Below are 20,270 nucleotides of genomic sequence, written 5' to 3' on the forward strand. Positions count from 1 at the left end.
GGCTGGCTTTTTCACTCACTGAAGTGTCAGAATATTTTGACAAAATGATAAAAATAATGATATAATATATAAAGAATAGGAGGTGGTAAGATGATTGAGAGAATGGAATTGGGAGAATTTTACAAGGAATTGCGCTTGGCTAGAAAGCTAAAACAGTCAGATGTGGCTTGTGCTGGACTAACAGCCTCTCAGTTGTCTAAGTTTGAACTAGGACAGTCTATGCTATCTGCAGACAAGTTGATCTTAGCCATCCAAGGAATCAATATGAATTTTGATGAGTTTGGTCATAAGCTCAACAATTATCAAGAATCTCCACATATGCGAATTGGTAGAAAGGTTGTGGATCGGTTTGCCCACCAAGATATAGCTGGCTTAGAGCAACTGTTGGAGGAAGTCGAGCGAGAACAGATGGCAGAGACCTATCGTCGTTTGAATGCCATTGTGATTAAAGATGCTATCCATTCCTTAGATAAAAGCTATCCGCTAGCAGAGGAGGATAGCGAGTTTTTAACTACCTACCTCTACGCTATTGAGTCTTGGACCTGGTTTGAACTCTATATATTCTGTAATACCATGCCTTTCTTGAGCAATCAAGATTTGATATTTTTATCAACCACTTTACTTGAGAAATCTAAGGAATTTAAAGAGTTGGTACATAATAGACTGTATATGAAAAGTGGCTTTCTGAATATTATATCAGAGCTCATGGAGCGCAAACTTTTCTCTTACATCCCAATCTTTGAAGCTGAGCTGGAGAGTATGCTTCGTCCATACGATGTTTTTGAAAAAGTATTGTGGCAATTTTTAAAGAAAATGAGTATTTTCCTTCAAACCAAAGGAAACAATCAAAAAGAGATTGAACACTTTATCCAATCTCTGCAAGTATTAGAAAATCCACAATTGATAGCCCTCTTCGAATTGCGTTTTCAGCAATACAAAGAGCTTATTGAGTAGTAAACAATCGCAAATCTGAAATTTCTATAAGAAAAAATATCAAATATGCGATTTACTAAAATGTGGTGATTTCCGTGTTATACTATAATTATTTCGTAATATAGGAGAAAATAGGATGAAAAAGATAATCTCACGCTACTACTTTATTATAGCTATTCTACTAGTTGTTGCTGACCAGTTCTTCATTCGTTTGCTTTTACATAGCGATCTTGCTGCTGGTTTATCCGACTTTGCCTATTATTTGTCGGATATGCTGTTAAATTTTCTTGTGGTTCTGCTTGCTTTTATTGTTATGGTTTGGTCAGGGAAATGGCAGAAAATTAACAGTAGAAAATTTAAAGGTTCCTATCTTTTCTATTCCTTCCTAGCTCTTCTTGCTTTTGTTGTTTGGAATTTCGTCACCTTTTTTCTTTTTCCGCCTACCAAAAATGCAATTTCTTATCAACTGGATGTTCCTACTTTTACAGGAGCTACAGCATTTTTGATGTATTTTTTCTATCCTGTGATTGCAGGTCCCATTTTTGAAGAGATGATTTATCGTGGATTAGTGATGACAGCTCTGGAAAAAGGAAAGAAGTGGGGACTAGATGTGCTTGGCTCAGCTATATTATTTGGAATCTTACACATTAGTGGCCATGGTTGGGTCTTAACAGACTTTTTTGTATATATGGGTGGTGGTCTCATATTTGCAGTCTTGTTTAGAGTGACAAAGTCTATTTATTGGCCTATTGGATTGCATATAGTCTACAATGGCATTGGTCAGCTTTTGATGTTACTGTAATTTTGGTTGTTAGTAGTATCGTGGTCTATCCTTGGGGAAAGATTCCCATTTGAATTCAAAAAGGAGTTGTGATGAAAGTATTTCTTCAAAATAGAGATTTTAGGCAATTAACCATCAACCAGTGGATTTCAACGGTTGGGGATACGATTTTTTATCTGGCCTTTTTGAATTATGTGGCAGATGCATCTTTTGCCCCTTTGGCGATTTTACTGATCACGATTTCAGAAACCCTTCCTCAAGTTCTGCAAATCTTTCTGGGAGTTTTGGCGGATTTTCAACATCATCGTGTCCTAAAATATACAATGATTAGTTTTGCAAAATTTTTGCTTTACTCTATCGTTTCTTTATCACTTTCAGGGCAGTCCTTTTCCTTGTTATTAGTAGCATTTATTTGTCTGATTAACCTCTTATCTGACACATTGAGTTATTTTTCAGGCGCCATGCTCACTCCGATTTTCATTAGAATTATTGGGCAAGACCATCTGGCAGAAGCTATTGGATTTAAACAGTCAACTGTTAGTTTAGTGAAAACAATCAGTAATATTCTAGGAGGAGTCTTACTAGGTATTCTATCTATCCAGTCTATTTCCTTACTGAATGCTCTGACCTTTTTAATCGCATTTTTAGGTATTCTTTTCATAAAAACAGACCTCTTGAAAGTAGAAAAAACGATTAGCTATCAAGAAGGACTCTCTGTAAAATCCTTTTGCCAGCATCTGCTCCAATCATCAAAATTGATATGGAATATGAATAAGGTGCTCTTGGTTTTGTTTATTATCTCTATTAGTCAAGCAGTGATAAATGTTACAGTTCCTGTTTCTACTCTGTTTTTGAGGAATCAGCCCTTTTTGAATTTACAAACAGGTCAATCTCTTGCCTTGTTATCCACCCTTGAATTGTCAGCCCTTATTGTCGGAAGCCTTGTGAGTGGCTATCTGAAGAATACAATCTCCATAAAACTAGCCCTATATGCCTCGCTTATTATCCAATTACTCCTTTTAGTTGGCTTTGTGGCAGTTCGTTTTGACTGGATTCTTATCTTTAGTGCCTTGGATGCCTTTTTCGCAGGTATCCTCTCTCCTCGATTACAGGAACTCATTTTTAAACAAATACCTGAGGAGTCAATGGGAGCAGTTCAATCCTCTATCGGCGCCATTACAGTTGTTTTACCTAGCTTATTTACAATAGCTTTGGTAACCATTGCTACTAGCTTTGGAACTCTGGCAGTTAGCTTTGTTTTATTGCTATTTCTTCTAGCTGCCTTTATCATACTCTTGAATATCCGTGAAAACATTTAGCGAAGAATGTGTATATTATATGTTTGAGACTGGATTCCAGTCTGTTTATGATGGCTACAATCAGCAGACTGTTAAATTTTTGAGAAAGTTGCTTGACATTTTAGACCAATCGGTTTATAATTAAAAAATGTAGAGGTAAATACATGAGAAAAGAAGAAAAAACAAGACTACGAAGAGAGAAAATCATTACCGCTGCTTTGTTTGAATTTGCTACAAAAGGCTATCAAGGTTTTGTCATCAATGAACTTTGTAAAGTGGATGGTATTGCCAAAGGAGTTTTGTATCATAATTTTTCAGGGAAATCAGACCTCTATCTAACTTGGTTTCAGGATATGAACATCAATTATCACAGGTTTTGGATATGATGATTTATGGAATACTAGAGGAAGATTCCTCTAAAAAAGGAGAAAAATAATGTCGAAAATTTGGAAATGGTTGTTACTAATTGCGGGTATTTTTGCAGTTTTTGTAGGTTTTAATATGTTTGCACATCCTCTTATTAGCTTGGCTTCCATGACTTTCTGGTTTGCACTTGTATTTGCAGTTCAAGGGATTTCTGAGATTGTACAATACTTCAAATCAGAAGAAAAGCATGGCTGGAATTTATTTGGAGGAATTGTTACCCTCATCCTCGCTCTTACCTTGTTCTCAGGTAGCTTTATTGAAATGGTAACATTTGTACCATTTATCATTTCTTTATGGGCCTTGACAAATGGTATTACAAAAACTATCGTTGGTTTCAAGGTTCGTAAGACGGATAAATCGGTAGGTACCCCTCTAGTTTGGATGGGGATTTTAGGAATCGTAGCAGGTTTAATCATGATGGGACACCCATTGATGACCGGTCTCTATATTAGTTACACCATTGCCTTTGTCTTTATTTATCAAGGTATTGTGGCAATTGTTCAATTCTTCAAGATTAAATAAGAATAAAATGGAGTCTGTCTGATTACAATCAGCAGACTTTTTTCTCTTTCCTGAATGTGTTATAATAGTCCATGCTGTGGCTGGAACTGATTCAGCCCATTTATTAAGACGATATGAGGAGAAAGATGAAAGAAAAAGGATTTTGGGAGGGGGCGCAGGCAGCCATGCCAACGGCCCTTGGTTATGTCAGTATCGGGCTGGCCTGTGGAATTATCGGTGCGCCCTATGTGACACCTATTGAGATGGGCTTGATGAGCCTCTTTGTTTATGCTGGGAGTGCCCAGTTTGCCATGCTGGCACTGATTGCGGTTCAAGCACCTGTGGCGGCTATTGCCATGACGGTTTTTTTGATCAATTTGCGTCTCTTTTTGTTGAGTTTACACGCATCGACTTATTTCCGTCATACCAGCCTCTGGCAAAATATTGGTATGTCTAGTCTCTTGACGGATGAGACTTATGGCGTTTTGATGGGTGAATTGGCCCATACAGACAAGGTCAATCCTATGTGGATGCACGGAAATAATCTTAACAGCTATGTGGCTTGGTTTGTGGGAACAGTAGTCGGAACGGCTCTGGGTGGCCTGCTGCCAAATCCAGAAATCTTTGGCTTGGATTTTGCCTTGGTTGGGATGTTCATTGGAATTTTTGCTTCGCAATTCCAGATTATGCAAAGACGGATTCCTGTCCGCAATCTACTGATTATCCTAGCAGTTGTTGCGGTGTCCTTCTTTTTGCTCTTGACAGTGGTGTCTCAGTCGCTAGCTGTTCTGTTTGCGACGCTACTTGGTTGTACAATGGGGGTGGTTTTAGATGGTCAGTAAGTATCTTTTATTAGCAGTTATTTTCTCTGGCTTGGTGACCTGGATTCCCCGTATGATTCCCTTCATCTTGGTCAAGTATAAGGGTTTGCCTGCAATCGTTGAGCGTTTTTTGAAGTTCTTGCCCGTTTCTATTATCTTTGCCTTGATTCTTTCAAGCGTAGTAACAGGTAAGGTTGGGAGCCTTCCTCAAATCAAATGGCTGGATTTCTTAGCCGTCTTTCCAACAGCTTGGGTAGCCTTTCGTTATCGCAATCTAGTCGGAACAGTTCTCTTTGGAGTGGTCTTGATTGCCGTCTTGCGTTTGGTCTTTTAAATCAGCCATAAAGAAAACCTATCACAGAGATAGATATCATATAATGGCGCAAATGGTCTTTTTCTGTTAAGATTATAAGGTATTCTATTTTGGAGGAAATGACATGAAAAAAATCGTTAAATACTCATCTCTTGCTGCCCTAGGGCTTGTTGCTGCAGGTGTGCTTGCGGCTTGCTCAGGTGGTGCTAAGAAAGAAGGAGAAGTAGCTAGCAAGAAAGAAATCATCGTTGCAACCAATGGCTCGCCAAAACCATTTATTTATGAAGAAAATGGCGAATTGACTGGTTACGAGATTGAAGTCGTTCGCGCTATCTTTAAAGATTCTGACAAGTATGATGTCAAGTTTGAAAAGACAGAATGGTCGGGTGTCTTTGCTGGTCTTGACGCTGACCGTTACAATATGGCTGTCAACAATCTAAGCTACACTAAAGAACGTGCGGAAAAATACCTTTATGCCGCACCAATTGCCCAAAACCCTAATGTCCTTGTAGTGAAGAAAGACGACTCTAGTATCAAGTCTCTCGCTGATATCGGTGGAAAATCGACGGAAGTCGTTCAAGCCACTACATCAGCTAAGCAGTTGGAAGAATATAACAAACAACACGCAGATAACCCAACTATTCTGAACTATACTAAGGCAGATTTCCAACAAATTATGGGACGTTTGAGTGATGGACAATTTGACTATAAAATTTTTGATAAAATCGGTGTTGAAACAGTTATCAAGAACCAAGGTTTGGACAACTTGAAAGTTATCGAACTTCCAAGCGACCAACAACCGTACGTTTACCCACTTCTTGCTCAAGGTCAAGATGAGTTGAAATCATTTGTAGACAAACGCATCCAAGAACTCTACAAAGACGGAACTCTTGAAAAACTGTCTAAACAATTCTTCGGAGACACTTATCTACCAGCAGAAGCTGATATTAAATAATTTCTTGAAATCATCCATTCTGAATAAGATGGGTGATTTCTGAGTTTTTAGGGATATAGCTTTAAACTATATATCTGACTATCTAATAACAATTTGTGAAATCAAACAAATTGTGAGATACTAGTACGGTATTATTTTTAAGGAGAAAGAATCATGAAAATCAAAAAATGGCTTGGTGTAGCAGCCCTTGCTACAGTCGCAGGTTTGGCTCTTGTCGCTTGCGGAAACTCAGAAAAGAAAGCAGACAATGCAACAACTATCAAAATCGCAACGGTTAACCGTAGCGGTTCTGAAGAAAAACGTTGGGACAAAATCCAAGAATTGGTTAAAAAAGACGGTATCACTTTGGAATTTACAGAGTTCACAGACTACTCACAACCAAACAAGGCAACTGCTGATGGTGAAGTAGACTTGAACGCTTTCCAACACTACAACTTCTTGAACAACTGGAACAAAGAAAACGGGAAAGACCTTGTAGCGATTGCAGATACTTACATCTCTCCAATCCGCCTTTACTCAGGTTTGAATGGAAGTGACAACAAGTACACTAAAGTAGAAGACATCCCAGCAAACGGAGAAATTGCTGTACCGAACGATGCTACAAACGAAAGCCGCGCTCTTTACTTGCTTCAATCAGCTGGCTTGATTAAATTGGACGTTTCAGGAACTGCTCTTGCAACTGTTGCTAACATCAAAGAAAATCCAAAGAACTTGAAAATCACTGAATTGGACGCTAGCCAAACAGCTCGTTCATTGTCATCAGTTGACGCTGCCGTTGTAAACAATACCTTCGTTACAGAAGCAAAATTGGACTACAAGAAAGCACTTTTCAAAGAACAAGCTGATGAAAATTCAAAACAATGGTACAACATCATCGTTGCGAAAAAAGATTGGGAAACATCACCAAAAGCTGATGCTATCAAGAAAGTGATCGCAGCTTACCACACAGATGAAGTGAAAAAAGTTATCGAAGAAACATCAGACGGTTTGGATCAACCAGTTTGGTAATAAGAAATAGGGAGGTGGGAGAGAGAATTCCACCTCTTGCTTTTGTATAGAGCATGGATTGTCAGGAAGAGTAGTTCATAGAAAGGTAGAGAGAATATGGTTTTTCCTAGTGAACAAGAACAGATTGAAAAATTTGAAAAAGATCATGTAGCCCAGCATTATTTTGAGGTTTTGCGTACCTTGATTTCTAAGAAATCGGTCTTTGCCCAGCAGGTTGGACTTAAGGAAGTTGCCAACTATCTGGGTGAGATTTTCAAGCGTGTTGGGGCTGAAGTGGAGATTGATGAGACTTATACAGCGCCCTTTGTCATGGCGCATTTCAAGAGTTCGCGTCCAGATGCCAAGACCCTGATTTTCTATAACCACTATGACACTGTGCCAGCGGATGGGGATCAGGTCTGGACAGAGGAGCCCTTTACGCTTTCGGTGCGCAATGGCTTCATGTATGGGCGTGGGGTTGATGACGACAAGGGTCATATCACAGCTCGTTTGAGTGCTTTGAGAAAATACATGCAACACCATGATGACCTGCCTGTCAATATCAGTTTTATCATGGAGGGAGCGGAGGAATCGGCTTCGACAGACCTAGATAAGTATCTGGAAAAACATGCGGATAAACTCCGTGGAGCAGATTTGTTGGTCTGGGAACAAGGGACCAAAAATGCCTTGGAACAGCTGGAAATTTCTGGTGGAAACAAGGGAATTGTGACCTTTGATGCCAAGGTAAAAAGTGCCGATGTGGATATCCACTCTAGTTATGGTGGAGTTGTGGAATCAGCTCCTTGGTACCTCCTTCAAGCCTTACAGTCTCTTCGCGCTGCAGATGGCCGTATCTTGGTTGAAGGTTTGTACGAAGAAGTACAAGAGCCAAACGAAAGGGAATTGGCTTTGGTAGATACTTACGCTCAACGTAATCCAGGGGAAATCAGCCAGATTTATGGTTTGGAATTGCCTCTCTTACAAGAGGACCGCGCAGCCTTTCTGAAACGTTTCTTTTTCGAGCCAGCCCTTAATATCGAAGGGATTCAGTCAGGCTACCAAGGTCAAGGAGTCAAAACGATTTTGCCAGCAGAAGCCAGTGCCAAGCTAGAAGTTCGTTTGGTTCCTGGCCTAGAACCGCATGATGTTCTGGAAAAAATTCGGAAACAGCTAGACAAAAATGGCTTTGATAAGGTAGAATTATACTATACCTTGGGAGAGATGAGCTATCGAAGCGATATGAGCGCGACAGCCATTCTTAATGTGATCGAGTTGGCCAAGAAATTCTATCCACAGGGTGTCTCAGTCTTGCCGACAACTGCGGGGACAGGGCCTATGCATACGGTCTTTGATGCCCTAGAGGTGCCCATGGTGGCCTTCGGTCTAGGAAATGCCAACAGCCGAGACCACGGTGGAGATGAAAATGTGCGAATCGCCGATTATTACACCCATATTGAATTAGTAGAGGAGCTGATTAGAAGCTATGAGTAGAGATATTATCAAGTTAGATCAGATCGATGTGACTTTTCACCAAAAGAAGAGAACCATCACAGCGGTCAAGGATGTGACCATTCACATCCAAGAAGGGGATATCTACGGAATCGTTGGATATTCTGGAGCAGGGAAATCAACCCTTGTACGGGTAATTAACCTCTTGCAAAAACCATCTGCAGGGAAAATCACCATTGACGACGATGTGATTTTTGATGGTAAGGTGACTTTGACGGCAGAGCAGTTGCGTCGTAAACGTCAAGATATCGGGATGATTTTCCAGCATTTTAACCTGATGAGTCAGAAGACGGCAGAGGAGAATGTAGCCTTCGCTCTTAAACATTCTGGACTCAGCAAGGAAGAGAAGAAGGCTAAAGTAGCCAAGTTGTTGGACTTGGTTGGCTTGGCAGACCGTGCTGAAAACTACCCTTCACAATTATCTGGAGGGCAAAAACAGCGTGTGGCCATTGCGCGTGCCTTGGCAAATGATCCAAAAATCTTGATTTCAGATGAGTCAACTTCTGCCCTTGACCCTAAGACAACCAAGCAGATTTTGGCCTTGTTGCAAGATTTGAACCAAAAATTAGGCTTGACTGTTGTCTTAATTACGCATGAAATGCAGATTGTCAAAGACATTGCCAACCGTGTGGCAGTTATGCAGGATGGGCATTTGATTGAAGAGGGTAGTGTTCTTGAAATCTTCTCAGACCCTAAACAACCTTTGACCCAAGACTTTATCTCAACAGCTACAGGTATTGACGAAGCCATGGTCAAAATCGAGAAGCAAGAAATCGTAGAACACTTGTCTGAAAACAGCCTTTTGGTGCAACTCAAGTATGCAGGTGCTTCAACAGACGAGCCACTTTTGAATGAATTGTACAAGCATTATCAAGTAACGGCTAATATCCTTTATGGAAATATCGAAATTCTCGATGGAACTCCTGTTGGAGAATTGGTGGTGGTTTTGTCAGGTGAAAAAGCAGCGTTGGCAGGCGCCCAAGAAGCCATTCGTCAAGCAGGCGTACAACTAAAAGTATTGAAGGGAGGACAGTAAGATGGAATCATTGATTCAAACCTATTTGCCAAATGTCTATAAAATGGGCTGGGCTGGTCAGGCAGGCTGGGGAACAGCCATCTATCTAACTCTTTATATGACAGTTCTTTCTTTCATCATCGGAGGTTTCTTGGGGCTAGTGGCAGGTCTTTTCCTTGTCTTGACAGCGCCAGGTGGTGTTTTGGAAAATAAGGTCGTCTTCTGGATTTTAGACAAGATTACCTCAATTTTCCGTGCGGTTCCATTTATCATTCTCTTGGCAGTCTTGTCACCCTTCTCTCATCTAATCGTAGGAACAAGCATTGGTCCAAATGCGGCTATCGTACCGCTATCTTTTGCAGTCTTTGCCTTCTTTGCCCGTCAGGTGCAGGTGGTATTGGCTGAGCTGGATGGCGGTGTCATTGAGGCAGCTCAAGCTAGCGGAGCGACATTCTGGGACATCGTGGGGGTTTACCTATCAGAAGGACTTCCAGATTTAATCCGTGTGACGACAGTGACCTTGATTTCCCTTGTTGGTGAAACAGCTATGGCCGGAGCGGTTGGAGCTGGTGGTATCGGTAACGTAGCCATCGCTTATGGATTTAACCGCTACAATCACGATGTGACCATTTTGGCAACCATCATTATCATTTTGATTATCTTTACAATCCAATTCTTGGGAGACTTCTTGACCAAGAAATTGAGCCATAAATAAAAAGATCTAGGCAATCTGTACATCATTCATAGGAGTTGTCGTTATAGTCAATACTTGAAATTTTCTGTATTGGTTGCTATCAACCGTTACTTTTATGAGTTAGAGAGTTAAGAATTGTGGGGAGTCAATATGCAAAATCTGGGAGAAGTTTTTAAAGAATTGAGAAAGAGTCGGAATGTATCTCTACAGGAGGCGACGGGAGGAGAGTTTACTTATTCCATGCTGAGCAAATTTGAGCGTGGAGAAGCAGACTTATCATCTATGAAATTGATTACTGCCTTAGATAACATCCACTCTGATTTGAATGAATTTATGTACTTGGTACGTGGTTTTTCTCAGAAAAAGGCTTTGGCTTTTCAAGAAAATCTCTGGGAACTATATGATAGAGAAGGGATTGATTCTCTCCATTCCTTGTATGAAGAGACGACTCAAAAGTATAGATCAAGTGGTGAAACAAGCTATCTTTTACAAATGATTCGTATCAAAAGCCTTCTTGTGTTTTTTGCTTCAGAAATAAGGGCAACGGATGAAGAACTGACTTTTCTCTATGACTATTTTTTTACTATTGATATCTGGGGAAATTATGAATTGGAACTATTTTCAACGATTTCTACTTTGTTTCCTCTACCCCTCTATTTTAAATATTCTAGGGAGATGTTACAAAAGACGGATTTATTAGGCTCTTTACCTAGTAACAAAGTTGGTATTGACACCATTTTAATTAATGGACTTTTTAAAGCAATAGAGGAAAAGGATAAATTAAAAGCAGACTATTTTGTTTTTCAGATTGAAAAACGAGAATTGCCAGAATCTCAAGCTTATCTTAAAATCATTTATATGATTGCTAAAGGGTACTATGATACTATTTTTAAAGTAGAAAATAAGGGTCTTGAAAAAATCCAAAGAGGCATTACAATCTTACAAGATTTAGAGTATGTAGATGGTGCAAGATACTATGAAAACTATTTTGCAAATCAGCTCTCAAATAAAGATTTGTAATATATTCCAATTACATTGACCGATGAAAAATAAATGGGTTTGTAGATGGAGTGATAAATAGCAGTTTCTAGGCGCTAGAGTTTCTATTTTCAGAAAAAATATATTACAAAAAAGTGGGGAGTCCCGCTTTTTTTGTTAGACTGGATTCAATAGAATACTCTTTGAAATGTGAGAAATGTCTGTTATGAAACTATTTTTAAAACATCATTTATTTAGGATACTTACCTTATCGAGGTTTTTAAGCTCAAGTGGAGCTTATATTTATAATCTGGTATTTATCGTTTATGCTGCGAGTCTACCCTTTAAAAATATAGCTGTATTTATGGCGAATATGATTACGATTTTACCTTTCCTATTTACTTTTTATGTTGGGATTAAGGCTGATCATACTCGAAATAAAGCAGGGACAATTATTTGGGTTGGTTGTGTGCAAAGTCTACTATTTCTTTTGATTGCTAGTGTGATTCATGACCAGAACTTCGTGACGTTTGCTTTTATCTGTATGGTTAATATCTGTTCAGATATTTTATCGGATTATACAGCAGGCCTTCGTATGCCGATTATCCAGCATAATATTTCGGAAGATAAGCTCTATGAAGCTTATTCATTTACTCAGTTTGTTTCCTATTTATCAAATCTAGGAGGTCAAGCCTTAGGAGTGTGGTTACTCACAACCAGCAATCAAAATTTTTCTTTTGTTGCGATTGTGAATGCTGGCTTCTTTTTACTATCTTCTCTTATTTTGTTCAAAAATAGAAGAAAATTGACGCATTTGTCTGTAAGTGTAGAGGATAAGTCGATTAGTTTACTCCAACAAGTTAAGGCAATCTATGCGGACATGGATGATATCTTTAGGCAGAGAGAAAGTAAATCTTTGTTTAAAATGATTCTTGTCATTTTAGTCATGAATACTTTGGGAGGAGCTGTTGGAGGTATTTATCACTTTTACTTATTAGACCATACTATCTATCATCTCAGCTATGCTCAAGCCCTATTTTTAATTGAATGTGTTAGCTTGGGAGGAGCTATTTTTGGTAGCTTAACCCCCTATGATTATTTTGGGAAATGGTCTTTTTCAAGTTTGCTATCGCTCAATGCAATTCTGTTTGTCTTGCTGGCTACTGCTAATATTTTAGATTTTTCTCCTCTAGTAGGTGTTGCCTGCTTAGCCTTTGTCATGTATTTGATGTCGAAATCAATGCCTAAATTAGATACTCTGTTACTGTCTAATTTGAGTGCGGATGTATTAGCTAGGAGTAATAATCTCTTGAGTATGATTTTTTCCCTAACATTACCCTTGGGAATGTCTGTATTTTCATTCTTAGCTTTACAAGATATCAGGCTTTGTTGGTGGGTGTTTTTAGTAGTGAGTGTGATAGGGTTGATTTTATCCCTAGAAAAAAGAAGTTTTTCAGGTAAAAAATTTTAACCGAGGAAGCCCAGACTTACTAGAAGGCCTTCCAGATTTGATTCGTGTGACGACTGTGATCTTTTTCCCTTGTTGGGGAAACAGCCATGGCGGGGGCAGTTGAAGCTGGTGGTATTGGTAACGTAGCCATCGCTTATGGAGCTATACTCTTCGAAAATCTCTTCAAACTACGTCAGCTTTGCCTTGCCGTAGGTATATGTAACTGACTTCGTCAGTCTTATCTCCAATCTCAAAACAGTGTTTTGAGCAACCTGCGGCTAGCTTCCTAGTTTGCTCTTTGATTTTCATTGAGTATTAACCCTTACAATCACGATGTGACCATATTGGCGACTATCATTATCATTTTGATTATCTTTGCAATCCAATTCTTGGGAGATTTCTTGACTAAGTCTTGAGTCATAAATAAAAAAGAGCCGTCTGGCTCTTTTTTATTGACTAGATTTTCTGCGCAAATTTTTTACTCAAGGCTTGTCCAATCAAGGCACCCACTAGGGCTCCGATGACTACACTTGCGATAAATAAAAGGATGGTTCCAGGATTTAGCGCGACCATGATACGGTCGATATATTCTTGGGATTTTCCTCTTGCTAGAAGGGTTGCCATATAGGCTTTAGGCGCAATCCACATAAGTAAGATTGGGCCAGTTGAGCTGAAGGCAAAAATAATAAAAGAAAGAAAGTTCTTTGTTTGGTCCTTGTATTTTCCGAGGCTAGCTACTGCATCTGCTAGGAGACCACAGATAATTCCAGGAAGGAAGGCACCGGCACCGTGTTTAGTTCCCAAGAAAAAGAGAGCAATGACAAGGCCGATAGTGGTAATGGCTCCAAAGCGCGGAACTTTTGCGACTAGGATCATATAGACGCTACCGCCGACAAGGGCAGTAAAGGCAGGCGCATAAAACATGTTTCCAGTTTGGTCAAAGAGATTGCCCAAAAGGACACCAATCCCCATGCAGAGGAAGTAAAGAACTGCAAAAAGCAGTGTAGTTAAGATAGATTTCTTCATGAATTGTCTCCTGATAATTTTTTCACAATTCTCATTTTACCATGGTTTGGTGGGATTGTAAATGAGGAGAAAGTGTTATTGTTTGCTTGTCAAACTAAATTTTTTATAGAGTTGTTAATAGTAGATGATTAGATTGTTTTACTGTAAGGCTTAAATAAATTCGACCTTCGCAGAGTTACTAAACAAACAACGTATTAAGGCTGCCCAGCAACTCTTGCTTTCAACTAGTGACAGCATCGAAGATATTTGTTATGCTGTTGGTTACAGTAATGTTGGATATTTCTATAAAGTGTTCCGAAAATTGTGCGGAAAATCGCCAAAAGCCTACCGAAAACAGGTAGAAACTACACTATAATATTTGTATCCCTTTACAAAAAGTGCTATAATATCAATAATAACATCAGGAGGTTCTATCATGAAAAAGAAACCAATTTATCTATGGGTCTTGCTAATCTTGTCTGCCCTTATTTCAGCTACGTCTCTGTTTGAACTTTTGAAGCCCTTACCTAGCAAAGAAGTCCTTCGTGCTGCTCAAAAACAAGTTGCAGGGGTCAGTGCTCAGCAGGTAGAAGATAGCATTAATTATAGCTATAGAGTAGCAGAAGCATCTCATTCTATTTTTAATGTTGCCTTGATTGTGCTGTCTGCTATTTTAGTGGTAGTAGCTATTGTGTTCCTTGTTCGTAAGAATTTGCAATATGCAAACTATACTTATGTTGGCTATGTTTTGTTAGCTATTATTGGTTCAATTTATACCTATGTGACTTTGCAAGACGCTGTGCAGTTGCTTCAAGATGAGACCATGCGTTTGACAATGAGTATTGGTTCAAAAGCTGTTAGCATTTTCTATATCGTTATCAATGTTCTTTTCCTAGCCCTTGTTTTCTATAAGATTTGGCGTCAACAGAAAGCCTTGGCAGAAGAAGAGGAAACAGAAGATCTTGCCTAAGTATTGACAAAAAATAACTATCAAGTTACAATCTTGGTAGTTATTTTTCGATTATACATAAAATCATGGAGGTACATATGAAGACAATTTCTTTAGTTTATATTAGTCTGAGTGGCAATACTGAAAGTTTTGTGACACGCTTGAAAGACTATCTCTTGTCCCAGTACGAGGGGATTGAGGTTCAAAAGATTCATATCAAGGATTTGGTCAAAGAAGGCCAAGATTTCTATGAAATGGACCATCCCTATGTCGCTTTTTTACCGACCTACCTTGAAGGTGGGAATGGCGTGGATAACGGAGATGTCGAGATATTGACGACACCAGTGGGGGATTTTATCGCCTATGGTGACAATGCTAGTAAGTGTTTTGGTGTGGTTGGTTCAGGAAATCGTAACTTTAATAACCAATACTGCCTGACAGCCAAGCAATACAGTCAACGTTTTGGTTTCCCTGTATTGGCTGATTTTGAAATGCGAGGCATGCTTGGAGATATCAAACGTGTCGCAGCTATTATCGCAGATTTGTATGAGTTGGAAAGTTAAGCTTAGGCTTAGCTTTTTTATTATCTTAGGCAGTTTTATCAGCACTCTCACTTTCTATGCTTCAAGAGTTGATTGATATGGTCCACTTTTTTAGCTTCTCTTTTATAAAGAATAGCCCAAATGATGAGGTAGACAATCGCAAACTCGATAATGAGCTGGAGATAGAAGATCCAGTGGAAGGGGAACCAACCTGCTAGGGTCGCTAGTGGGACAAAGCCAGCCAGCATAAGGAAGAAATGGGTCAGAGTGGCACGGAGCATGCTCCAATCACGGCTGAATAATCGCTTGCCAAAGTTGAAGAGAATACCAATGGCTGCCCAGATTAGTGTGCAGTAGAGCAAGACCAGGGCACCGTGAACCTGATGTTGGGTCATTACTTGGCCGATGAGAGAGTCGGAACTTAGTGGTGCGTAGGTATTTGGTGCATAAATGAGTGAAAAGATGATAGAGAGGATGAGGCCGATAAGAACACCGGCAGCTGCATCGTGAAATACTTGTTTTTTCATAGTTCTAATTTCTCCTTGATGGTTTTTAGGTAACGGCGGGAAGAGTAGGTGAAGCTTTCGTTTTTTAGAAAGATTTCTACCAGACCGTTGGGCGTAAGCTTGAGATGAGAGATGGAGTTGATATTGATGATTTCTGATTGGGAAATTTGGATAAAATTGCTTGGCAAGAGTTCAAGAACCTGATAGAGGCGCAAATCAATGGTGTAGGTCTGACTTGCCGTTTCTGCTAGAACCTTCCGATTCTCGATATAGAAGCGTTGAATCTTGCCAATCTTAACTAGATAGACCTGATCATCAATTTTTCCTTTGATTTTTTCTTTTCGGTCCAGATTTTCTGCGAACTCGATGACTTTCTGGACTTTATCTGTCGGCTGAGGTGCTTGGACAATCAGTTTTTCCTCCTTGTAAGTCTCACTAATCTGTAGTTCTACTTTCATAAATTTCTCTCCTTGTTTTTCATACAAAATTGTGATCACTTCTTGTACACCTTTATTAAACACTATTTTATAGCCTATGGCAAGGGACTTTGTCTATGTGGAGGGATTTGGCTCCTATGTGGTGGAGCTTTTCTGTCCTATCTGAAATATGGTATAATAGCACTAATCAATTTCTAGGAAAATAGATACAGAAAGGGGCTGAAAGATGTCTCATATTATTGAATTGCCAGAGGTGTTGGCAAACCAGATAGCGGCAGGAGAGGTTATCGAACGTCCTGCCAGTGTTGTTAAAGAGTTGGTAGAAAATGCCATTGATGCTGGCTCTAGCCAGATTATCATTGAGATTGAGGAAGCTGGTCTCAAGAAGATTCAAATAACAGATAATGGTCATGGAATTGCCCACGATGAGGTGGAATTGGCCCTGCGCCGCCATGCGACTAGTAAGATAAAAAATCAAGCCGACCTCTTTCGGATTCGGACGCTTGGTTTTCGTGGTGAAGCCTTGCCTTCTATAGCGTCTGTTAGTGTCTTAACTCTTTTGACTACGGTGGATGGTGCTAGTCATGGAACCAAGTTAGTCGCGCGTGGGGGAGAAGTAGAAGAAGTCATCCCAGCGACTAGTCCTGTGGGGACCAAGGTTTGTGTGGAGGACCTCTTTTTCAACACGCCTGCCCGCCTCAAGTATATGAAGAGTCAGCAAGCGGAGTTGTCTCATATTATTGATATTGTCAACCGTCTGGGCCTGGCCCATCCTGAAATTTCGTTTAGTTTAATCAGTGATGGCAAGGAAATGACGCGGACAGCAGGGACTGGGCAACTGCGGCAAGCTATTGCAGGGATTTATGGTTTGGCGAGTGCCAAGAAGATGATTGAAATTGAGAATTCTGACCTTGATTTCGAAATTTCTGGCTTTGTATCCTTGCCTGAGTTAACTAGAGCCAATCGCAATTATATCAGCCTCTTCATCAATGGCCGTTATATCAAGAACTTCCTGCTCAATCGTGCAATTCTAGACGGCTATGGCAGTAAGCTTATGGTAGGCCGTTTTCCACTGGCTGTCATTCACATTCATATCGACCCTTATCTAGCGGATGTCAATGTGCACCCAACCAAGCAAGAAGTGCGGATTTCTAAGGAAAAAGAACTGATGACACTGGTTTCAGAAGCTATTTCCAACAGTCTCAAGGAACAGACCTTGATACCTGATGCCTTGGAAAATCTTGCCAAATCTACCGTTCGTAATCGTGAGAAGGTGGAGCAAACTATTCTCCCGCTCAAAGAAAATACTCTTTACTATGAGAAAACTGAGTCGTCAAGACCTAGTCAAGCTGAAGTAGCTGATTATCAGGTAGAATTGACTGAGGAAGGAAAGGATTTAACCCTGTTTGCCAAGGAAACCTTGGACCAGCTGACTAAGCCAGCAAAACTGCATTTTGCAGAGAGAAAGCCAGCTAACTATGACCAACTAGATCACCCAGAGTTAGACATTGCGAGTCTTGATAAGGCTTATGACAAGCTGGAGCGAGAAGAATCATCCAGCTTCCCAGAGTTGGAATTTTTCGCGCAAATGCACGGGACTTATCTCTTTGCCCAAGGGCGAGATGGGCTCTACATCATAGACCAGCATGCGGCGCAGGAACGGGTTAAGTACGAGGAGTACCGTGAAAGCATTGGCAATGTTGACCAGAGCCAGCAGCAACTCCTAGTGCCCTATATATTTGAATTTCCAGCGGATGATGCTCTTCGTCTCAAGGAAAGAATGGCACATTTGGAGGAAGTGGGCGTCTTTCTAGCAGAGTACGGAGAAAATCAATTCATCTTACGTGAACATCCTATTTGGATGGCAGAAGAAGAGATTGAATCAGGTATCTATGAGATGTGCGACATGCTCCTTTTGACCAAGGAAGTTTCTATCAAGAAATATCGAGCAGAGCTGGCTATCATGATGTCCTGCAAGCGGTCTATCAAGGCCAACCATCGTATTGACGACCATTCGGCCAGACAGTTGCTTTATCAACTTTCTCAATGTGACAATCCCTATAACTGTCCCCACGGACGTCCTGTTTTGGTGCATTTTACCAAGTCAGATATGGAAAAGATGTTCCGACGTATTCAGGAAAATCACACTAGTCTTCGTGAGTTGGGGAAATATTAAACGAATACTCTTTGAAAATCTCTTCAAACCAGGTCAGCTCTATCTGCAATATCAAAGCTGTACTTTGAGCAATCTGCGGCTAGCTTTCTAGTTTGCTTTTGATTTTCATTGATTATAAAAGGAAAACTATGTACGAATATTTAAAAGGTATCATTACCAAAATTACTGCCAAATACATTGTTCTTGAAACCAACGGTATTGGTTATATCCTGCATGTGGCCAATCCTTATGCTTATTCAGGACAGGTCAATCAAGAAGCTCAAATTTATGTGCACCAGGTCGTGCGTGAGGACGCGCATCTGCTCTACGGTTTTCGAACAGAAGATGAGAAAAAACTCTTTCTTAGTCTGATCTCGGTTTCTGGGATTGGTCCTGTGTCAGCTCTTGCTATCATCGCTGCCGATGACAATGCTGGCTTGGTTCAAGCAATTGAAACTAAGAACATCACCTACTTGACCAAATTCCCTAAAATTGGCAAGAAAACAGCCCAGCAGATGGTGCTGGACTTGGAAGGCAAGGTAGTAGTTGCAGGAGATGACCTTCCTGCTAAGGTAGCAGTGCAAGCTAGCGCTGAAAACCAAGAATTGGAAGAAGCCATGGAAGCCATGTTGGCTCTGGGCTACAAGGCAACAGAGCTCAAGAAAATCAAGAAATTCTTTGAAGGAACGACAGATACAGCTGAGAACTATATCAAGTCTGCCCTCAAAATGTTGGTCAAATAGGAGCAGAGCATGACAAAACGTTGTTCGTGGGTCAAGATGACCAATCCGCTCTACATCGCCTATCATGATGAGGAGTGGGGCCAACCCCTCCATGATGACCAAGCATTGTTTGAGTTGTTGTGTATGGAAACCTATCAGGCAGGCCTGTCTTGGGAAACGGTACTAAACAAACGCCAGGCTTTCCGAGAAGCATTTCATGGCTATCAAATTCAAGCAGTCGCAGAGATGTCCGATACCGAATTGGAAGCCTTGCTGGATAATCCAGCTATCATCCGAAATAGAGCCAAGATTTTTGCTACACGCGCTAATGCCCAAGTCTTTCTACGACTACAGGCAGAGTACGGCTCTTTTGATGCCTATCTTTGGTCTTTTGTTGAGGGGAAAACTGTTGTTAATGATGTTCCCGATTATCGCCAAGCCCCAGCTAAAACACTCTTGTCTGAGAAATTAGCCAAAGATCTCAAAAAACGTGGTTTCAAGTTCACAGGCCCAGTCGCCGTATTGTCATTTTTACAAGCTGCAGGTCTGGTTGATGACCATGAGAATGATTGTGAATGGAAGGGTCTTAAATGATGTCTAACAAATATAAGAGAGTCCTTGTTTTTGGGATTCTCTATACAGTTCTTTTTGTGTTTGATGGCGTTAAATTGCTGGCTTCTTTAATGCCATCTGCCATTGCAAATTATCTAGTTTATGTAGTTTTAGCTCTATATGGCTCCTTCTTGTTCAAGGATAGATTAATCAAACAATGGAATGAGATTAGAAAAACTAAAAGAAAGTTCTTCTTTGGCATCTTAACAGGATGGCTCTTTCTCATTCTGATGACTGTTTTCTTTGGCTTTATATCAGGAATGTTGAGGCAGTTTGTAGGACTAGATGGACAAGGTCTAAATCAGTCTAATATTCAAAGTACCTTTCAAGAACAACCATTACTGATAGCTGTTTTCGCTTGTGTCATCGGACCATTTGTGGAAGAACTCTTTTTCCGTCAGGTTTTATTGCATTACTTGCAGAAACGGTTGCCAGATTTACTAAGCATTATTCTGGTAGGACTTGTTTTTGCTCTGACTCATATGCATAGTTTGGCTCTATCAGAGTGGATTGGTGCAGTTGGTTACTTAGGTGGAGGCCTTGCCTTTTCTATTATTTATGTGAAAGAAAAGGAGAATATCTACTATCCCCTACTTGTTCACATGTTAGGCAACAGCCTTTCCTTGATCATTTTAGTTATCAGTAGTATGTGACGTTTTAGTAGTTATACAAGAGAAAAAA

The 20,270-nt window shown here is 40.1% G+C and carries 23 protein-coding genes and 3 pseudogenes; 23 read left to right on the plus strand and 3 right to left on the minus strand.

What is annotated here, in order from left to right:
* Positions 1 to 90: 90 nt before the first annotated feature.
* From F9B91_RS05650 to F9B91_RS05720, 16 genes and pseudogenes are all read left to right on the plus strand, one after another.
* Positions 91 to 954 (plus strand): XRE/MutR family transcriptional regulator, encoded by an 864-nt coding sequence (locus F9B91_RS05650; protein ID WP_150922710.1) that lies wholly within the window; start codon positions 91 to 93, stop codon positions 952 to 954.
* A 115-nt stretch (positions 955 to 1,069) separates the two neighbouring features.
* Positions 1,070 to 1,735: a CPBP family intramembrane glutamic endopeptidase gene (locus F9B91_RS05655; RefSeq protein WP_150922711.1), complete on the plus strand. Its 666-nt coding sequence runs from the start codon at positions 1,070 to 1,072 to the stop codon at positions 1,733 to 1,735.
* A 71-nt stretch (positions 1,736 to 1,806) separates the two neighbouring features.
* A complete protein-coding gene (locus F9B91_RS05660) occupies positions 1,807 to 3,033 on the plus strand; it encodes an MFS transporter (RefSeq protein ID WP_000862437.1) in 1,227 nt (408 codons plus the stop codon).
* 143 nt (positions 3,034 to 3,176) lie between these two features.
* Entirely contained in the window at positions 3,177 to 3,398 is a 222-nt protein-coding gene (locus F9B91_RS05665; protein WP_004250194.1) for a TetR/AcrR family transcriptional regulator, read from the plus strand.
* A 49-nt stretch (positions 3,399 to 3,447) separates the two neighbouring features.
* Positions 3,448 to 3,960: an HdeD family acid-resistance protein gene (locus F9B91_RS05670; RefSeq protein ID WP_000036821.1), complete on the plus strand. Its 513-nt coding sequence runs from the start codon at positions 3,448 to 3,450 to the stop codon at positions 3,958 to 3,960.
* A gap of 125 nt (positions 3,961 to 4,085) precedes the next feature.
* Complete coding sequence (locus tag F9B91_RS05675; RefSeq protein ID WP_080702812.1) at positions 4,086 to 4,781, plus strand: AzlC family ABC transporter permease; 696 nt, start codon at positions 4,086 to 4,088, stop codon at positions 4,779 to 4,781.
* Positions 4,771 to 5,094 (plus strand): AzlD domain-containing protein, encoded by a 324-nt coding sequence (locus tag F9B91_RS05680; protein WP_000253936.1) that lies wholly within the window; start codon positions 4,771 to 4,773, stop codon positions 5,092 to 5,094. The genes F9B91_RS05675 and F9B91_RS05680 overlap by 11 nt, the downstream gene beginning before the upstream one ends.
* Positions 5,095 to 5,197: 103 nt before the next feature.
* Positions 5,198 to 6,028 (plus strand): amino acid ABC transporter substrate-binding protein, encoded by an 831-nt coding sequence (locus F9B91_RS05685; protein ID WP_150922712.1) that lies wholly within the window; start codon positions 5,198 to 5,200, stop codon positions 6,026 to 6,028.
* A 153-nt stretch (positions 6,029 to 6,181) separates the two neighbouring features.
* On the plus strand, positions 6,182 to 7,036 hold the full coding sequence (locus tag F9B91_RS05690) for a MetQ/NlpA family ABC transporter substrate-binding protein (RefSeq protein WP_150922713.1): 855 nt from the start codon (positions 6,182 to 6,184) through the stop codon (positions 7,034 to 7,036).
* Positions 7,037 to 7,132: 96 nt separating this feature from the next.
* A complete protein-coding gene (locus F9B91_RS05695) occupies positions 7,133 to 8,506 on the plus strand; it encodes a M20 family metallopeptidase (protein WP_150922714.1) in 1,374 nt (457 codons plus the stop codon).
* Positions 8,499 to 9,560 (plus strand): methionine ABC transporter ATP-binding protein, encoded by a 1,062-nt coding sequence (locus F9B91_RS05700; protein WP_000085666.1) that lies wholly within the window; start codon positions 8,499 to 8,501, stop codon positions 9,558 to 9,560. The genes F9B91_RS05695 and F9B91_RS05700 overlap by 8 nt, the downstream gene beginning before the upstream one ends.
* 1 nt (position 9,561) lies before the next feature.
* Positions 9,562 to 10,254 carry a methionine ABC transporter permease gene (locus F9B91_RS05705; RefSeq protein WP_000444649.1) on the plus strand — a complete coding sequence of 231 codons (693 nt, stop codon included), beginning with the start codon at positions 9,562 to 9,564 and terminating at the stop codon, positions 10,252 to 10,254.
* A 129-nt stretch (positions 10,255 to 10,383) separates the two neighbouring features.
* Positions 10,384 to 11,253, plus strand: a complete 870-nt coding sequence (locus F9B91_RS05710; protein ID WP_150922715.1) for a helix-turn-helix domain-containing protein — start codon at positions 10,384 to 10,386, stop codon at positions 11,251 to 11,253.
* Positions 11,254 to 11,437: 184 nt separating this feature from the next.
* Positions 11,438 to 12,682, plus strand: coding sequence for an MFS transporter (locus F9B91_RS05715; RefSeq protein ID WP_150922829.1), 1,245 nt, complete (start codon positions 11,438 to 11,440; stop codon positions 12,680 to 12,682).
* A 16-nt stretch (positions 12,683 to 12,698) separates the two neighbouring features.
* A pseudogene (locus tag F9B91_RS11455) lies at positions 12,699 to 12,822 on the plus strand (ABC transporter permease); the annotation flags it as partial.
* 156 nt (positions 12,823 to 12,978) lie between these two features.
* Positions 12,979 to 13,088 (plus strand): annotated as a pseudogene (locus tag F9B91_RS05720) (ABC transporter permease); the annotation flags it as partial.
* A gap of 29 nt (positions 13,089 to 13,117) precedes the next feature.
* Here the strand turns inward: F9B91_RS05720 and F9B91_RS05725 are convergent.
* Positions 13,118 to 13,687 carry an MptD family putative ECF transporter S component gene (locus F9B91_RS05725; RefSeq protein WP_150922716.1) on the minus strand — a complete coding sequence of 190 codons (570 nt, stop codon included), beginning with the start codon at positions 13,685 to 13,687 and terminating at the stop codon, positions 13,118 to 13,120.
* A 157-nt stretch (positions 13,688 to 13,844) separates the two neighbouring features.
* Here F9B91_RS05725 and F9B91_RS05730 point away from each other — a divergent pair.
* The 3 genes and pseudogenes from F9B91_RS05730 to nrdI form a co-directional block, all read left to right on the plus strand.
* A pseudogene (locus F9B91_RS05730) lies at positions 13,845 to 14,042 on the plus strand (helix-turn-helix domain-containing protein); the annotation flags it as partial.
* 60 nt (positions 14,043 to 14,102) lie between these two features.
* Entirely contained in the window at positions 14,103 to 14,636 is a 534-nt protein-coding gene (locus tag F9B91_RS05735) for a hypothetical protein (RefSeq protein ID WP_033685596.1), read from the plus strand.
* A gap of 77 nt (positions 14,637 to 14,713) precedes the next feature.
* Entirely contained in the window at positions 14,714 to 15,178 is a 465-nt protein-coding gene (gene nrdI, locus F9B91_RS05740; RefSeq protein ID WP_004255033.1) for a class Ib ribonucleoside-diphosphate reductase assembly flavoprotein NrdI, read from the plus strand.
* A gap of 47 nt (positions 15,179 to 15,225) precedes the next feature.
* Here the strand turns inward: nrdI and F9B91_RS05745 are convergent, their stop codons facing one another.
* Positions 15,226 to 15,684 carry a DUF3021 domain-containing protein gene (locus F9B91_RS05745; protein ID WP_150922717.1) on the minus strand — a complete coding sequence of 153 codons (459 nt, stop codon included), beginning with the start codon at positions 15,682 to 15,684 and terminating at the stop codon, positions 15,226 to 15,228.
* Positions 15,681 to 16,121: a LytTR family DNA-binding domain-containing protein gene (locus F9B91_RS05750; RefSeq protein ID WP_150922718.1), complete on the minus strand. Its 441-nt coding sequence runs from the start codon at positions 16,119 to 16,121 to the stop codon at positions 15,681 to 15,683. The genes F9B91_RS05745 and F9B91_RS05750 overlap by 4 nt, the downstream gene beginning before the upstream one ends.
* A 205-nt stretch (positions 16,122 to 16,326) precedes the next feature.
* Here F9B91_RS05750 and mutL point away from each other — a divergent pair, with 205 nt between their 5' ends.
* The 4 genes from mutL (at position 16,327) to F9B91_RS05775 (ending at position 20,242) form a co-directional block, all read left to right on the plus strand.
* The gene (gene mutL, locus F9B91_RS05760; RefSeq protein ID WP_150922719.1) at positions 16,327 to 18,276 is read left to right on the plus strand and encodes a DNA mismatch repair endonuclease MutL; all 1,950 of its coding nucleotides are present in this window, start codon (positions 16,327 to 16,329) and stop codon (positions 18,274 to 18,276) included.
* A gap of 128 nt (positions 18,277 to 18,404) precedes the next feature.
* The gene (gene ruvA, locus F9B91_RS05765) at positions 18,405 to 18,998 is read left to right on the plus strand and encodes a Holliday junction branch migration protein RuvA (protein ID WP_150922720.1); all 594 of its coding nucleotides are present in this window, start codon (positions 18,405 to 18,407) and stop codon (positions 18,996 to 18,998) included.
* A 9-nt stretch (positions 18,999 to 19,007) separates the two neighbouring features.
* The gene (locus F9B91_RS05770; protein WP_125454352.1) at positions 19,008 to 19,571 is read left to right on the plus strand and encodes a DNA-3-methyladenine glycosylase I; all 564 of its coding nucleotides are present in this window, start codon (positions 19,008 to 19,010) and stop codon (positions 19,569 to 19,571) included.
* Positions 19,568 to 20,242 carry a CPBP family intramembrane glutamic endopeptidase gene (locus F9B91_RS05775; RefSeq protein ID WP_125454353.1) on the plus strand — a complete coding sequence of 225 codons (675 nt, stop codon included), beginning with the start codon at positions 19,568 to 19,570 and terminating at the stop codon, positions 20,240 to 20,242. The genes F9B91_RS05770 and F9B91_RS05775 overlap by 4 nt, the downstream gene beginning before the upstream one ends.
* Positions 20,243 to 20,270: the final 28 nt, after the last annotated feature.

Source organism: Streptococcus mitis (assembly GCF_008763935.1).
GTDB lineage: Bacteria > Bacillota > Bacilli > Lactobacillales > Streptococcaceae > Streptococcus > Streptococcus mitis_DB.

Excerpts from the sequence above, each read along its gene's own strand:
- F9B91_RS05705 (WP_000444649.1), top strand. The coding sequence starts at position 9,562 with ATGGAATCATTGATTCAAACCTATTTGCCAAATGTCTATAAAATGGGC.
- F9B91_RS05700 (WP_000085666.1), top strand. The coding sequence starts at position 8,499 with ATGAGTAGAGATATTATCAAGTTAGATCAGATCGATGTGACTTTTCAC.
- F9B91_RS05725 (WP_150922716.1), bottom strand. The coding sequence starts at position 13,687 with ATGAAGAAATCTATCTTAACTACACTGCTTTTTGCAGTTCTTTACTTC.
- ruvA (WP_150922720.1), top strand. The coding sequence starts at position 18,405 with ATGTACGAATATTTAAAAGGTATCATTACCAAAATTACTGCCAAATAC.
- F9B91_RS05665 (WP_004250194.1), top strand. The coding sequence starts at position 3,177 with ATGAGAAAAGAAGAAAAAACAAGACTACGAAGAGAGAAAATCATTACC.
- nrdI (WP_004255033.1), top strand. The coding sequence starts at position 14,714 with ATGAAGACAATTTCTTTAGTTTATATTAGTCTGAGTGGCAATACTGAA.
- F9B91_RS05715 (WP_150922829.1), top strand. The coding sequence starts at position 11,438 with ATGAAACTATTTTTAAAACATCATTTATTTAGGATACTTACCTTATCG.
- F9B91_RS05685 (WP_150922712.1), top strand. The coding sequence starts at position 5,198 with ATGAAAAAAATCGTTAAATACTCATCTCTTGCTGCCCTAGGGCTTGTT.
- F9B91_RS05745 (WP_150922717.1), bottom strand. The coding sequence starts at position 15,684 with ATGAAAAAACAAGTATTTCACGATGCAGCTGCCGGTGTTCTTATCGGC.
- F9B91_RS05655 (WP_150922711.1), top strand. The coding sequence starts at position 1,070 with ATGAAAAAGATAATCTCACGCTACTACTTTATTATAGCTATTCTACTA.
- F9B91_RS05770 (WP_125454352.1), top strand. The coding sequence starts at position 19,008 with ATGACAAAACGTTGTTCGTGGGTCAAGATGACCAATCCGCTCTACATC.
- mutL (WP_150922719.1), top strand. The coding sequence starts at position 16,327 with ATGTCTCATATTATTGAATTGCCAGAGGTGTTGGCAAACCAGATAGCG.
- F9B91_RS05675 (WP_080702812.1), top strand. The coding sequence starts at position 4,086 with ATGAAAGAAAAAGGATTTTGGGAGGGGGCGCAGGCAGCCATGCCAACG.
- F9B91_RS05660 (WP_000862437.1), top strand. The coding sequence starts at position 1,807 with ATGAAAGTATTTCTTCAAAATAGAGATTTTAGGCAATTAACCATCAAC.
- F9B91_RS05695 (WP_150922714.1), top strand. The coding sequence starts at position 7,133 with ATGGTTTTTCCTAGTGAACAAGAACAGATTGAAAAATTTGAAAAAGAT.
- F9B91_RS05710 (WP_150922715.1), top strand. The coding sequence starts at position 10,384 with ATGCAAAATCTGGGAGAAGTTTTTAAAGAATTGAGAAAGAGTCGGAAT.
- F9B91_RS05735 (WP_033685596.1), top strand. The coding sequence starts at position 14,103 with ATGAAAAAGAAACCAATTTATCTATGGGTCTTGCTAATCTTGTCTGCC.
- F9B91_RS05775 (WP_125454353.1), top strand. The coding sequence starts at position 19,568 with ATGATGTCTAACAAATATAAGAGAGTCCTTGTTTTTGGGATTCTCTAT.
- F9B91_RS05670 (WP_000036821.1), top strand. The coding sequence starts at position 3,448 with ATGTCGAAAATTTGGAAATGGTTGTTACTAATTGCGGGTATTTTTGCA.
- F9B91_RS05680 (WP_000253936.1), top strand. The coding sequence starts at position 4,771 with ATGGTCAGTAAGTATCTTTTATTAGCAGTTATTTTCTCTGGCTTGGTG.
- F9B91_RS05650 (WP_150922710.1), top strand. The coding sequence starts at position 91 with ATGATTGAGAGAATGGAATTGGGAGAATTTTACAAGGAATTGCGCTTG.
- F9B91_RS05750 (WP_150922718.1), bottom strand. The coding sequence starts at position 16,121 with ATGAAAGTAGAACTACAGATTAGTGAGACTTACAAGGAGGAAAAACTG.
- F9B91_RS05690 (WP_150922713.1), top strand. The coding sequence starts at position 6,182 with ATGAAAATCAAAAAATGGCTTGGTGTAGCAGCCCTTGCTACAGTCGCA.